Origin of the sequence: Streptomyces sp. AC512_CC834, from assembly GCF_019049325.1 — a bacterium.
GTDB lineage: Bacteria > Actinomycetota > Actinomycetes > Streptomycetales > Streptomycetaceae > Streptomyces.
In genome coordinates, this window is the sequence record NZ_JAGMUO010000021.1 from 1 (window position 1) to 13,365 (window position 13,365).

Genomic DNA, 13,365 nt, shown 5'->3' on the forward strand with positions numbered 1-13,365 from the left:
CGCCGCCACAGAAACCGACTGAACCACCACAACCACAGACCACATGGGTCACGATTCAATCGGCCAAAGTGGGTCCGCGTTCAGACGCCCCCGACACGTACGAAAGAGCCCCGCACCGGTGAACTGGTGCGGGGCCTCACTGTGCGGTCCTGACGGGATTTGCTGTACCCGACTGCGGCTGCGCCGCGGGCGCGGCCTCCACCTTGACAGGGTGGCGGGCCTTTCGCGGGGGGTGCCGGGGGGTGTACGAAAGAGCCCCGCACCGGTGAACTGGTGCGGGGCCTCGCTGTGCGGTCCTGACGGGATTTGAACCCGCGGCCTCCACCTTGACAGGGTGGCGAGCACTCCAAGCTGCTCCACAGGACCAGGTTTCGCGGCGCTTCTTGTGCGTTGCGCTGCGAGAAGAGACTGTACAGGAGGGTGAGCCGACGGTCGAACTCACCCTCCGTTCCGGCTCCGTCACGGCGCGAGCGCGTCGATCGCCTTCATGATCCGCTTGTCGGAGACGGGGTACGCCGTGCCCAGCGCGTGCGCGAAATAGCTGACCCGCAGCTCCTCGATCATCCAGCGGACGTCCAGGACCTGCCGCGGCACCGGCCTGCCCTGCGGCAACTGTTCCAGCAGCCACGCGTACTCGTCGCGCATCTCGTGGACCTTCTCCATACGGGACGTGTCCCGCTGCACACCGGTCGGCATCTGCTGCAGACGCCGGTCGGCGGCGACCAGATAGCGCATCAGGTCCGGCAGCCGTCCGATGCCCGCCGCCGTGACGAAGCCAGGCTTGACCAGCGCGTCCAGTTGTCCCCGCACGTCCTGGAGGTTCGCCAGCAGCGCGGGGCTCCGCGCGGCCTTCAGGCGTCGCTCGCAGGCCTGCCAGGCCGCCAGTACCTGCTGCACCTGGCCCACCGTGCGGACGGTCGTGTCGACGATCTCCGCGCGCACCTTGTCGTAGAGCTTCCGGTACGACTCCTCGTCCCACGCGGGGCCGCCGAAGTCCGCGATCAGCCTGTCCGCCGCCGCCGTCGCGCAGTCTTCGAACAGCGCCTGGATCGAACCGTGCGGATTCGCGGACAGACCCAGCTTCTGCTGGTTGGTCAGCTTCTCGGACGCGAACTTCGCCGGGTTGACCGGGATGTTGCGCAGGATCAGCCGCCGCGTGCCCTTCCACATCGCCTGCGCCTGCTCGGCCTGGGTGTCGAAGAGCCGTACGGAGACGGTGTTCGCCGCCGCCCCGTCGTCGACCAGCGCCGGATACGCCTTCACCGGCTGACCGGCCCGGCGCGTCTCGAAGACCCGGGTCAGCGTGCCGATCGTCCAGTCCGTCAGGCCCGAACGCTCCAGGGACTCGCCGCCACTGCGCTCGGCGGTGGCGGCCGCGGCCTGGGAGAGTGCCTGGCGCGCCTTCGGGCGCAGCCGCAGCTTCAGCGCTTCGAGGTCCTTGTCCTCGGCCAGCTTGCGGCGCCGCTCGTCGACGATCCGGAACGTGATCCTCAGATGGTCGGGAACCCTCGACCAGTCGAAGTCCTCGGCGTCGAACGGCACCCCCACCATGCGCTTCAGCTCCCGCGCTATGGTCACCGGCAGCGGCTCCTGCAACGGCACGGCACGGTCCAGGAACGCCTGCGCGTAGTTCGGCGCGGGCACGTAGTTGCGGCGGACCGGCTTGGGCAGGGAGCGGATCAGCTCCGTGACGACCTGCTCGCGCAGCCCCGGGATCTGCCAGTCGAAGCCCTCGTCCGTGATCTGGTTGAGCACCTGGAGCGGCACGTGCACGGTCACGCCGTCGGCGTCCGCGCCCGGCTCGAACTGGTACGTCACCCGGAACTTCAGCGGCCCCTGCCGCCACGAGTCCGGATAGTCGTCCTTGGTGACCGCCCCCGCCTTCTCGTTGATGAGCATCTCGCGCTCGAAGTCGAGGAAGTCGGGCTGCTCGTGCCGCTTGTGCTTCCACCACGAGTCGAAGTGTGCCCCGGAGACGACGTGTTCGGGCACCCGCTGGTCGTAGAAGTCGAACAGGGTCTCGTCGTCGACCAGGATGTCCCGGCGACGGGCCCGGTGCTCCAGCTCCTCGACCTCGGTCAGCAGCCGGCGGTTGTCCGCGAAGAACTTGTGGTGCGTACGCCAGTCGCCCTCGACCAGGGCGTTGCGGATGAACAGCTCGCGGCTGGCCTCCGGGTCGATCCGCCCGTAGTTCACCTTGCGCTGGGCCACGATCGGCAAGCCGTACAGCGTGACCTTCTCGTACGCCATCACGGCCGCCTGGTCCTTCTCCCAGTGCGGTTCGCTGTAGGTGCGCTTGAGGAGGTGTTCGGCGAGCGGTTCCACCCACTCGGGCTCGATCTTCGCGTTGACGCGGGCCCAGAGACGGGAGGTCTCCACCAGCTCCGCCGACATCACGAAGCGCGGGGGCTTCTTGAAGAGTGCCGAGCCGGGGAAGATCGCGAACTTGGCGCTGCGCGCGCCCAGGTACTCGTTCTTCGAACCCTCCTTCACGTCCTTCATGCCGACGTGGGAGAGCAGCCCGGCCAGCAGGGAGACGTGCACGCGGTCGTCGGGGGCGGTGTCGTCGGCGTCGTTGAGGTGGATGCCCATCTGCCTGGCGACCGTGCGCAACTGCGTGTAGATGTCCTGCCACTCGCGGATGCGCAGGAAGTTGAGGTACTCCTGCTTGCACATCCGGCGGAAGGACGACGAGCCGCGTTCCTTCTGCTGCTCGCGCAGGTACCGCCAGAGGTTGAGGAAGGCGAGGAAGTCGCTGGTCTCGTCCTTGAAACGGGCGTGCTGCTGGTCGGCCTGCGCCTGCTTCTCCGCCGGGCGTTCCCGCGGGTCCTGGATGGACAGCGCCGCCGCTATGACCATGACCTCGCGGACACAGCCGTTCTTGTCGGCCTCCAGCACCATCCGGGCCAGCCGCGGGTCGACGGGGAGCTGGGCGAGCTTGCGGCCGGTGTCGGTCAGCCGCTTGCGTACGTCCTTCTGCGCCGGGTCGAGCGCGCCGAGTTCCTGGAGGAGCTGCACACCGTCGCGGATGTTGCGGTGGTCCGGGGGGTCGATGAAGGGGAACTTCTCGATGTCGCCGAGGCCGGCCGCGGTCATCTGCAGGATGACGGAGGCAAGGTTCGTACGGAGGACCTCCGCGTCGGTGAACTCCGGCCGCGCGGTGAAGTCGTCCTCCGAGTACAGCCGGATGCAGACGCCGTCGGACGTACGGCCGCAGCGGCCCTTGCGCTGGTTGGCGCTGGCCTGCGAGACCGGCTCGATCGGCAGCCGCTGGACCTTGGTGCGGTGGCTGTAGCGGGAGATGCGCGCGAAGCCGGGGTCGATGACGTACTTGATGCCCGGGACGGTCAGGGAGGTCTCGGCGACGTTGGTCGCGAGGACGATCCGGCGCCCGGTGTGCTGCTGGAAGACACGGTGCTGCTCGGCGTGCGAGAGCCGCGCGTACAGCGGCAGCACCTCGGTGAATCTGTACTTCTTCTTCTCCAGGGCATCGGCCGTGTCCCGGATCTCCCGCTCACCGGAGAGGAAGACGAGGATGTCGCCCTTGCCCTCCCCCGTCAGCTCCTCGACGGCGTCGGTGATCGCGGTGATCTGGTCCCGGTCGGCGTCGTCGCCGTCCTCTTCGAGGAGCGGCCGGTACCGCACCTCCACCGGATACGTCCGCCCGCTCACCTCGACGATCGGCGCGTCGCCGAAGTGCCGCGAGAAGCGCTCGGGGTCGATGGTCGCCGAGGTGATGACGACTTTGAGGTCGGGACGCTTCGGCAGCAACTGGGCGAGGTAGCCCAGCAGGAAGTCGATGTTGAGGGACCGCTCGTGGGCCTCGTCGATGATGATCGTGTCGTAGGCGCGCAGCTCGCGGTCGGTCTGGATCTCGGCGAGCAGGATGCCGTCCGTCATCAGCTTGATGAAGGTGGACTCCGGGTTCACCTGGTCGGTGAAGCGGACCTTCCAGCCGACGGTCTCCCCGAGCGGGGTGTCCAGCTCGTCCGCCACCCGCTCGGCGACGGTGCGCGCGGCGATCCGGCGGGGCTGGGTGTGCCCGATCATGCCGCGGAGGCCGCGGCCCAGTTCGACACAGATCTTCGGGATCTGAGTGGTCTTACCGGATCCCGTCTCGCCGGCGACGATGACGACCTGGTGATCACGGATGGCCTCCGCGATCACGTCCTTCTTCTGGCTGACCGGGAGCTGCTCGGGGTAGCTGACCGTGGGCACACGCGCCCGGCGTTCACCGATGCGCTGCTCGGCCTTGGCCACCTCCGTCTCGATCTCGGCGAGAACGGCGGCGCGGGCCTCCGGCTTACGGATCTTCCGCGCACCCTCGAGCCTGCGACCGAGCCGGTGCGCGTCGCGCAGGGACAGCTCGGTCAGCCGGGGGGCGAGGGTGCCGAGGGCGGGAGCGGGGTGCGTAGACATACGGGTTCCAGGATCTCATCCTCGGGAAAATCCTGGCGAACGCTTTTGCCGCCGCGTCCGCACAGCCCGCACAGTCTGCGCAGTCCGTTGCATGCTGCCCAGTCCGCGCATGCAACAAGGCCCCGGTCCGAGGATCGGGGCCTTTGCTGTGGTTGTGGCTGGGGCCGGGATCGAACCGGCGACCTATCGCTTTTCAGGCGATCGCTCGTACCAACTGAGCTACCCAGCCACGAGGTTTCACGTGAAACCTCAGCGGTCCTGACGGGATTTGAACCCGCGGCCTCCACCTTGACAGGGTGGCGAGCACTCCAAGCTGCTCCACAGGACCAAGCTTCGTACGACAGTGTCGCACATGTACTACGTGCCCCCAACGGGATTCGAACCCGTGCTACCGCCTTGAAAGGGCGGCGTCCTAGGCCGCTAGACGATGAGGGCTATCGGCCCGCCTGGGCGCTTCGCAGCGCGTCGGGGACGTGAGCAGCATATGGGATGGCGGGAGGTATCGCCAAAACGGTTTACGGAGTGCTGGGGGCGGGGCTGTCCGGGGCGGTGGGGGAGGCGCCGGTGCCGGAGGGAGCGGTGCTGGTGACGGAGGGCGACGGGGTCGCGCCCGGCAGGTTCTCCTCCGGCAGATGGCGGCTGACCTCGGCCGTCGTCAGGCCAAGACCGCCGAGCTCGATCTCGTCCCAGGCCTGGAGGTGCCGGGTGTCCCGGTCGAAGTAGAGGATCGACGCCTGGATCGGGTCGGGGTACTTGCCCTCGACCGCGCGCAGGCCGCTGCCGCCGGTGGAGCCCTCGACGCGCAGCCGGGTGCCGTACTCCATGACCTCCATGTCCTCGTGGTGGAGGTGCCCGGAGAGCACCAGCGGCACGTCGCCGTCGACCTCGCGGGCGGCCGACGGCTCGTGGACGACGGCGACGTCCACGGGGGTGCCTGCCGCGCGCTGGTCGCGCAGGGCGGAGGCGAGCCGGGCGCCGGCCAGCTCCTGGGAGGCCTCGGCACCGTCCGGCTTGGAGCGGTCGGGGGTGTACTGCGGGTCGCCCATGCCGGCGAAGCGCAGGCCGGCGACGGTCCTGGCCCGGCCGTCGTCCAGGACGTGCGCGTTCTTCAGGTGCTTCAGGTACTCCTGGGTGCCGCGGGAGTCGTGGTTGCCGCGGACCCAGACGTAGGGGGCGCCGAGGTCCTCGATCGGGTCCAGGAAGCCGTTCTCCGCGGCCGTGCCGTGGTCCATCGTGTCGCCGGAGTCGACGATCACGTTCACCTTGTACTGCTCCACCAGCGAGGCGATGATCTTCCAGCTCGCCGGGTTCAGGTGGATGTCCGACACGTGCAGGACGCGGATCGTGGTCGGGTCGGGCTGGTAGACGGGGAGCGTGGAGGTGACGTCGTACAGCTTGGTCACGTTGGTGACCAGCCGTGCCAGTTCCTTCTGGTAGACGTCGAACTCGGTCACGATGCTGCGCGCGTTGCCGACGAGGGAGGGCGCGGAGGAGAGCAGGCCCGAGAACCTCGGTTCCAGGACGGAGTCGGGGTTCCAGGTCGCGTAGGCGGTGCCGCCCGAGGCGACCAGGAGGGTGAGGGCGAGTCCGCCGGCCGCGAGGGCGCGCCGGGGGCGGCGGTAGACGGCGAGGCCGAGGGCGGTGGCGCCGGTGACGACGGCGACGCAGGAGCGGACGGCGAGGTCGAGGGTGCCGTGCTCGACGTCCCGCGCGACCTCGTCCTGGAGTCCGGAGAGCCGTTCGGGGTGGTCGACGAGGGCCTGGGCGCGGTCGGGGTCGAGCTGGTCGACGTTGACGTCGAGGCGGACCGGGGCGACGTGGCTGTCGAGCTGGAGGGCGCCCAGCGGCGAGACGTTGATCTTCGTACCGCCGGTGAGCGACGGGCGCAGGGTCATCGTCGTGTTCATGGGGCCGACCGGCACCCGGACGTCACCGACGACCAGCAGGCCCAGCCAGGCGCCGAGCAGGACGACGGCGACGAGGCCGACGGCGCGGGTCCAGGGGCGCGAGCGGGCGGCCAGCTCGGGTGTCGTGGGCGTACGGCGGGCGTGGCGGAGGAGGTTGAGGGCGCGCGGGGCGTTGCGGATGGGGTTCATCACCTCGGCCAGGGCGTGCAGGGCTGCGGCAGGGACGCGGGCCATTGGTCCCGTATGCCCAAGGCCCGGGGCGGATATGCGGGTCGTATTCCACGGTCGTACCCGACAATGGGCCTGTGCTGGAGATGACGCGCGAGGAGTTCGAGGAACTGGTCGCCGAGGCCCTGGACCGGATCCCGCCGGAGCTGACGCGGCTGATGGACAACGTCGCGGTGTTCGTCGAGGACGAACCGCCGGCGGACGATCCCGAGCTGCTCGGTCTGTACGAGGGGACGCCGCTGACGGAACGCGGGGAGTGGTACGCGGGCGTACTGCCGGACCGGATCACCATCTACCGGGGACCGACGCTGCGGTTCTGCGCGACACGCGAGGACGTCGTGGCCGAGTCCGAGGTGACGGTGGTCCATGAGATCGCCCACCACTTCGGCATCGACGACGCGCGGCTGCACGCCCTCGGGTACGGGTGACGCGCCCGGGTCAAGTCCGCCTCGCCGGGCGCGTGTCCTCATGTGGGTGACGGGAGTTGGGCACCGCGACTCCCTGAACCCCGGAGGTGGCCGCCCGTGCGCCCCTTGTACGTACCCGTCCGTCTGGCCGCCACGGCCATGGCCGTCGTCGCCGCCGCCGGCTGCATGAGCGTCGGCGACGACGAGTCCGGCGGGGGCGGCAGGCCGTCGCACTCCGCCGGGGAGCGGGGCGGCGAGGTGCCCGAGGGCGGTCCCGCGGTGTCCGGCGGGAACGCCGGGTACGGGGCGGCGGCCGGCGAGGGACACGGCAAGGGGAAGAAGGCCAAGGGCAAGGGCAAGGGCAAGGGCAAGGGCGACGGCAAGGGGAAGGGCGGGGACGGGAAGGGGAAGGACGCGTCCGCGTCGGCCGCCCCGCCCGCGCACCCGACCGGCGCCCCGCCGCCGAAGGGCGGGAACCACGAGCCCGGGCCCACCAGGACGCCGCCGGCCGAGCCCACCCGGACGGTCGAGCCGGACCCCACGCCGACCCAGGAGCCGCCCGCCTCCCCGACGCCGGACCCGACGGTGGCCGAGCCGTCCTCGTCGGCGCACGAACCACCGGGGACCCAGCTCGAGCAGCGGGAGCCGGCTCCGGCGGCCGGGGCTCCGGCGTAGTGCGGACGGCCTGGCGAAACATGGTGGCCGGACAGGGTGGCCGAACAAGGGTGGCCAAACAGGGGTGGCGGCCTCGCTGAGCTGGGCGTGTGCTAGCCGGTTTGCCTTCGAGGGTGGAGGGTGCGTATGGTGGTAGATCGTTTGATCCCATTTGCCCGGCGCCACCGCAGAGCGCGCCGTGTGGCGCGTTCTCTCCCCCTGCCGTGGTGGACCGCATTGAGGCGGTCGTATTGCGAATTGCGATTCACGGAGTTGACGGGCGCGTGCCGACGAGAGACTCCGGAAGGTTTCGCATTCGCATGTCCATGACCAGTACTGATCACGTCGTCGTGCCCGAGAACGCCGATGGCGTCGAGGGTGCCGAGGGCGCGCCGGAGGCCGTCGAGGCCTCCGCGTCCCCCGAGACGCCTGAGACCCCCGAGGTCGCCAAGGCCGCCGAGCCGACGTTCGCCGACCTCGGTCTGCCCGAGGGCGTCGTGCGCAAGCTCGCGCAGAACGGCGTGACCACCCCCTTCCCGATCCAGACCGCGACCATCCCGGACGCGCTGGCGGGCAAGGACATCCTCGGCCGGGGACGCACCGGCTCCGGCAAGACCCTCTCCTTCGGTCTGCCGACCCTGGCCACGCTGGCCGGCGGCCGCACCGAGAAGCACAAGCCGCGCGCCGTCATCCTCACCCCGACCCGCGAGCTGGCCATGCAGGTCGCCGACGCGCTCCAGCCGTACGGCGACGTCATGGGCCTGAAGATGAAGGTCGTCTGCGGCGGCACCTCGATGGGCAACCAGATCTACGCCCTCGAGCGCGGCGTCGACATCCTGGTCGCCACCCCGGGCCGGCTGCGCGACATCATCAACCGCGGCGCCTGCTCCCTGGAGAACGTGCAGATCGCGGTCCTCGACGAGGCCGACCAGATGTCCGACCTGGGCTTCCTGCCCGAGGTCACCGAGCTGCTCGACCAGATCCCCGCGGGCGGTCAGCGCATGCTCTTCTCCGCCACCATGGAGAACGAGATCAAGACCCTGGTCCACCGGTACCTGAAGGACCCGGCCCTCCACGAGGTCGACGCCGCCCAGGGCGCCGTGACGACCATGTCGCACCACATCCTGGTCGTGAAGCCCAAGGACAAGGCGCCGGTCACCGCGGCCATCGCCTCCCGAAAGGGCCGCACCATCATCTTCGTCCGCACCCAGCTCGGCGCCGACCGTGTCGCCGAGCAGTTGCGCGACGCCGGTGCCAAGGCGGACGCGCTGCACGGCGGCATGACCCAGGGCGCGCGTACCCGCACGCTGGCCGACTTCAAGGACGGCTACGTCAACGTCCTGGTCGCCACCGACGTCGCCGCGCGCGGCATCCACGTCGACGGCATCGACCTGGTCCTGAACGTGGACCCGGCCGGCGACCACAAGGACTACCTGCACCGCGCCGGCCGCACCGCCCGCGCCGGCCGCACCGGCACGGTCGTCTCGCTCTCCCTTCCGCACCAGCGCCGCCAGATCTTCCGGCTGATGGAGGACGCGGGCGTCGACGCCACGCGCCACATCATCCAGGGCGGCGCGGCCTTCGAGCCGGAGGTCGCCGAGATCACCGGCGCCCGGTCGATGACCGAGGTCCAGGCCGAGTCCGCGGGCAACGCGGCTCAGCAGGCCGAGCGTGAGGTCACCCAGCTCACCAAGGAGCTGGAGCGGGCCCAGCGTCGTGCCACCGAGCTGCGCGAGGAGGCGGACCGGCTGGTCGCCAGGTCCGCGCGGGAGCGGGGCGAGGACCCGGAGACGGCGCTGGCCGAGGTGGCCGCCGCCGCGTCCGAGGCCGAGGTCTCGCTGCCCGAGCAGCCGGGCGCGCGGGACGTGGAGAAGACGGAGCGCACCGGCGGCAACGGCCGCGACCGCTCCTTCGAGCGTCGTGACGACCGTGGTGACCGTGGCGGGCGTTCCTTCGAGCGTCGTGACGACCGTGGTGACCGTGGCGGGCGTTCGTTCGACCGCCGTGACGACCGTGGTGACCGTGGCGGCCGTTCCTTCGAGCGTCGTGACGACCGTGGTGACCGTGGCGGCCGTTCCTTCGAGCGTCGTGACGACCGCGGCGGCTTCCGCCGTGACGACCGGAACGACCGTCGCGACGACCGTGGCGGCCGTTCGTTCGACCGTCGCGACGACCGTGGTGGGCGTTCGTTCGAGCGTCGCGACGACCGTGGTGACCGTGGCGGGCGTTCCTTCGAGCGCCGTGACGACCGCGGCGGCTTCCGCCGTGACGACCGGAACGACCGTCGCGACGACCGAGGTGGCCGTTCCTTCGAGCGCCGTGACGACCGTCGCGACGACCGCGGCGGGCACCGGGGCAGCGACCGTCCGTTCAACCGCGACCGCCAGGGCGGCGACCGTCCCGGCTTCCGCTCCGGCGGCCACGACCGCCCGTACGGCCGCCGCGACGACCACCGTGGTTCGTCGTCGTCCTTCGGCCGACGCGACGACAAGCCGCGCTGGAAGCGCAACGGCTGACGCCTGAACATCTGACGAGCGCCGTGGCCTCCGCCCTCAGGGGTGGAGGCCACGGCGCTCTGCTGCTCACGCCCTCCGGACCGGTTTTCGGCCACGAAGTGACGCATGTCACGCCTGCGGTAGGGGAATTGCTGGGGGCATGACAGATGACGCCAAGGCGAGTGGGCTCTCGGACGAGGAACGGCTGGCCCAGCTCGGCTACACCCAGGTTCTGGCCCGCCGCATGTCGGCGTTCTCCAACTACGCGGTCTCCTTCACGATCATCTCGGTCCTCTCGGGCTGCCTGACCCTCTACCTGTTCGGCATGAACACGGGCGGCCCCGCCGTCATCACGTGGGGCTGGGTCGCCGTCGGCCTGATGACCCTCTTCGTCGGCCTGGCGATGGCCGAGATCTGCTCGGCGTACCCGACCTCGGCGGGCCTGTACTTCTGGGCACACCGCCTGGCCCCGCCCCGTACGGCGGCGGCCTGGGCCTGGTTCACGGGCTGGTTCAACGTACTGGGCCAGGTCGCGGTCACCGCCGGCATCGACTTCGGCGCCGCGTCCTTCCTGGGCGCCTACCTGAACCTGCAGTTCGACTTCGAGGTGACCCCGGGCCGCACGATCCTCCTCTTCGCCGGGATCCTGATCCTCCACGGTGTGCTGAACACCTTCGGCGTCCGCATCGTCGGCCTGCTGAACAGCGTCAGCGTCTGGTGGCACGTCCTCGGCGTCGCGGTCATCGTCGGCGCGCTGACCTTCGCCCCCGACCACCACCAGTCGGCGTCCTTCGTGTTCGGCGAGTTCGTCAACAACACCGGCTGGGGCAGCGGCGTCTACGTGGTCCTCATCGGTCTCCTGATGGCCCAGTACACCTTCACCGGCTACGACGCCTCCGCCCACATGACCGAGGAGACGCACGACGCGTCCACGGCCGGCCCGAAGGGCATCGTCCGCTCCATCTGGACCTCCTGGATCGCGGGCTTCGTCCTTCTCCTCGGCTTCACCTTCGCCATCCAGTCCTACGAGGGCGCCCTGACGTCCCCGACCGGCGCACCACCCGCCCAGATCCTCCTCGACGCCCTCGGCGCGACGGCGGGCAAACTCCTGCTCCTCGTCGTCATCGGGGCTCAGCTCTTCTGCGGAATGGCGTCGGTGACGGCCAACAGCCGCATGATCTACGCCTTCTCCCGCGACGGCGCGCTGCCCTACTCCCACATCTGGCACTCCGTGAACCCGCGCACCCGCACGCCGGTCGCGGCGGTCTGGCTGGCGGCACTGGCCGCGCTGGTCCTGGGCCTGCCGTACCTGATCAACGTCACTGCATACGCCGCGGTGACGTCCATCGCGGTCATCGGCCTCTACATCGCCTACGTCATCCCGACCCTGCTGCGCCTGCGCAAGGGCGACGCCTTCGAACGCGGCCCGTGGCATCTGGGCCGCTGGTCCCAGGTGGTGGGCGTGGTGGCGGTGACGTGGGTCGGCGTCATCACGGTCCTGTTCATGCTGCCCCAGGTCTCCCCGGTCACCTGGGAGACCTTCAACTACGCCCCGATCGCCGTCCTGGCCGTCCTCGGCTTCGCCGCCACCTGGTGGCTGGCCTCGGCCCGTCACTGGTTCCTCAACCCCGACCACGAACGCACCCGAGCCCGCGCGGCCGCCCGCGCGAACGTCCCCGAGCCGGTGGACCCGTAGCCCCGGCCCTCCACCACCCTCCGACGCGGCCGCCACCCGGATACCCGATCGGCGTCCCGGCCGCGTCGGGCTATGCTCGGTGTGGCAACATCACGCAGCACCGCGCGACACAACGCCTGGGCCCTTAGCTCAATTGGCAGAGCAGTGGACTTTTAATCCATTGGTTGTGGGTTCGAGTCCCACAGGGCCTACCGAGGTCAGGGCCGTTTTGTGGCTCTGACCAGCGGTTTCGTGGCCCCGACCAGTCCTCCTGGCCGGGGCCACGCCACGTGTGGAGTCCGTCTGCGTGAGCGGGTGTGCCAACAGGCAGCGTGGCTTGTTCAGCTGCCGCGTCCTTTCTTAGGGTTCGCCGCCCCAGGCGTGGTCCCCTTTGTGGTATCGAAGGCGTTGGTGAGACCGTCGAGGCGGTCGGCAAGTTCCCGGAGTCGATCCGCGTGTGCCATGAGGGAGTCGGAGAGGCGGCGCAAATCGTTGGAACTGTGCGGATGCCAGTCGCCATCCATCTCGACGTTCATGAAGGGGACGTGACCGGGTGGGCACTCGGTGAAGGGTCGCTGTTCGAAGCATGCACGCAGAACCACAGGCGTGCCACGGCTCGTTGATACTGTGAATTCGTGGTCAGGGCTCGCGTGCGTGATGTCGACGCGGTAGCCGCCGGGCTGATGCTCTCTCTCGCTTCCGGTACACCAGTCGGGCTCCCAGACGGTGACGGGCCCGTGGTCGCACGTGGGGACAGTTACTGTCCTGGACGAGTTGTCATGATCCGGCATGAGCGCATTCCTTGGTTCCGTGGTCATCGGCCCAGGCCGGCATTTGGGTGAGGACTCCGGCTCAGTCTTCGTTCAGGAGTTCAGCCGCGGCCTTCGGATCCATGAGGGTCGACCAGGCTTGCTCGGCGGGAAGAAGAGAGCGGCTGGGGAGGGCGTACTCGGGGTACCAGGCGGTAGGGTCGCAGCCGGGGACATGGCGCAGTATGACCGCGATGAGGTCGTCGGGTACGGAGCCGGTGATGCGCACCGCAGCATAGGTCTCATGGCCGTCGTCGGCGCGTACGAGGATGCCGAGGCGGAAAGCGGGAAAGTCGGTGGCGTGCTCATGGCCGTCGTGCAGTGATCCACGAGCCAGCTCCCGGACAGCCGCAGCGAGATCGCGGACGAGCCGGGCACCGGCCTCGAGTTGGTAGCGATCACGGTCGTTCTGGTCGGGGACGAGATGCCCGACGTACGTCGCGGTGCTCAGGGGCTGGCGGTTGTTGGCGTTGTAGTGGGCTCGTGCGGCCCTCGCGGTCGTCTCCAGGGCTGAGTAGAAGTCGTCTGGTGAACCATCCTCGCGCTGCCCAGCAGCGATCAGCCAGGGCAGATCCTCGTCGGTCCAGACTGCTCCGCGCCAGCGTTGGACCTTGACCTTGAAGAGCACCTCATCATCGATCGATCGGATGCGCTCATGCCCGGCCCCGTCGTCGGCGAAGTGTTCCCGGGCCTTGGCCAAGATCGGATGATCCAGTTCGTCGAGCGGTTCCCGGGCTGACGGCAGTGGTAGCTTCAAGTCCTCGCGGAGCG

Annotated in this window: 8 protein-coding genes and 5 tRNA genes; 5 read left to right on the forward strand and 8 right to left on the reverse strand. The window is 69.7% G+C overall.

Annotated elements, in window-relative coordinates; genetic code table 11:
• Positions 1–291: 291 nt before the first annotated feature.
• The 6 genes from KUM40_RS07785 to KUM40_RS07810 form a co-directional block, all read right to left on the reverse strand.
• A tRNA-Asp gene (locus tag KUM40_RS07785) sits at positions 292–366 on the reverse strand.
• Between the two features lie 93 nt (positions 367–459).
• A complete protein-coding gene (gene hrpA / locus KUM40_RS07790) occupies positions 460–4,419 on the reverse strand; it encodes an ATP-dependent RNA helicase HrpA (RefSeq protein ID WP_217164293.1) in 3,960 nt (1,319 codons plus the stop codon).
• A gap of 155 nt (positions 4,420–4,574) precedes the next feature.
• Positions 4,575–4,648: transfer RNA gene (locus KUM40_RS07795), tRNA-Phe, on the reverse strand.
• A gap of 24 nt (positions 4,649–4,672) precedes the next feature.
• A tRNA-Asp gene (locus KUM40_RS07800) sits at positions 4,673–4,747 on the reverse strand.
• Positions 4,748–4,781: 34 nt separating this feature from the next.
• Positions 4,782–4,854, reverse strand: a tRNA-Glu gene (locus KUM40_RS07805).
• Between the two features lie 80 nt (positions 4,855–4,934).
• Positions 4,935–6,560: a metallophosphoesterase gene (locus KUM40_RS07810; protein ID WP_217164295.1), complete on the reverse strand. Its 1,626-nt coding sequence runs from the start codon at positions 6,558–6,560 to the stop codon at positions 4,935–4,937.
• A gap of 71 nt (positions 6,561–6,631) precedes the next feature.
• Between KUM40_RS07810 and KUM40_RS07815 the strand changes: the two genes are divergently transcribed.
• The 5 genes from KUM40_RS07815 to KUM40_RS07835 all read left to right on the forward strand — a co-directional run bounded on the left by KUM40_RS07815 (position 6,632) and on the right by KUM40_RS07835 (position 11,997).
• Positions 6,632–6,982: a metallopeptidase family protein gene (locus KUM40_RS07815; RefSeq protein WP_217164297.1), complete on the forward strand. Its 351-nt coding sequence runs from the start codon at positions 6,632–6,634 to the stop codon at positions 6,980–6,982.
• A 96-nt stretch (positions 6,983–7,078) separates the two neighbouring features.
• Positions 7,079–7,636 (forward strand): hypothetical protein, encoded by a 558-nt coding sequence (locus tag KUM40_RS07820; RefSeq protein ID WP_217164299.1) that lies wholly within the window; start codon positions 7,079–7,081, stop codon positions 7,634–7,636.
• A gap of 299 nt (positions 7,637–7,935) precedes the next feature.
• Positions 7,936–10,131, forward strand: a complete 2,196-nt coding sequence (locus KUM40_RS07825; RefSeq protein ID WP_217164300.1) for a DEAD/DEAH box helicase — start codon at positions 7,936–7,938, stop codon at positions 10,129–10,131.
• 139 nt (positions 10,132–10,270) lie between these two features.
• Positions 10,271–11,806 carry an amino acid permease gene (locus KUM40_RS07830; RefSeq protein ID WP_217164302.1) on the forward strand — a complete coding sequence of 512 codons (1,536 nt, stop codon included), beginning with the start codon at positions 10,271–10,273 and terminating at the stop codon, positions 11,804–11,806.
• Positions 11,807–11,924: 118 nt separating this feature from the next.
• Positions 11,925–11,997 (forward strand) — tRNA-Lys (locus tag KUM40_RS07835).
• Between the two features lie 129 nt (positions 11,998–12,126).
• On the opposite strand, the gene KUM40_RS42620 is transcribed toward KUM40_RS07835, so the two are convergent.
• Both KUM40_RS42620 and KUM40_RS07845 read right to left on the reverse strand, forming a co-directional pair.
• Positions 12,127–12,603, reverse strand: a complete 477-nt coding sequence (locus tag KUM40_RS42620) for a hypothetical protein (protein ID WP_374227355.1) — start codon at positions 12,601–12,603, stop codon at positions 12,127–12,129.
• Positions 12,604–12,637: 34 nt separating this feature from the next.
• Positions 12,638–13,351, reverse strand: a complete 714-nt coding sequence (locus tag KUM40_RS07845; protein ID WP_254394751.1) for a hypothetical protein — start codon at positions 13,349–13,351, stop codon at positions 12,638–12,640.
• Positions 13,352–13,365 lie beyond the last annotated feature (14 nt).

Coding starts and splice junctions, on each gene's coding strand:
- KUM40_RS42620 (WP_374227355.1), bottom strand. CDS start 12,603: ATGACCACGGAACCAAGGAATGCGCTCATGCCGGATCATGACAACTCG.
- KUM40_RS07830 (WP_217164302.1), top strand. CDS start 10,271: ATGACAGATGACGCCAAGGCGAGTGGGCTCTCGGACGAGGAACGGCTG.
- hrpA (WP_217164293.1), bottom strand. CDS start 4,419: ATGTCTACGCACCCCGCTCCCGCCCTCGGCACCCTCGCCCCCCGGCTG.
- KUM40_RS07810 (WP_217164295.1), bottom strand. CDS start 6,560: ATGGCCCGCGTCCCTGCCGCAGCCCTGCACGCCCTGGCCGAGGTGATG.
- KUM40_RS07825 (WP_217164300.1), top strand. CDS start 7,936: ATGTCCATGACCAGTACTGATCACGTCGTCGTGCCCGAGAACGCCGAT.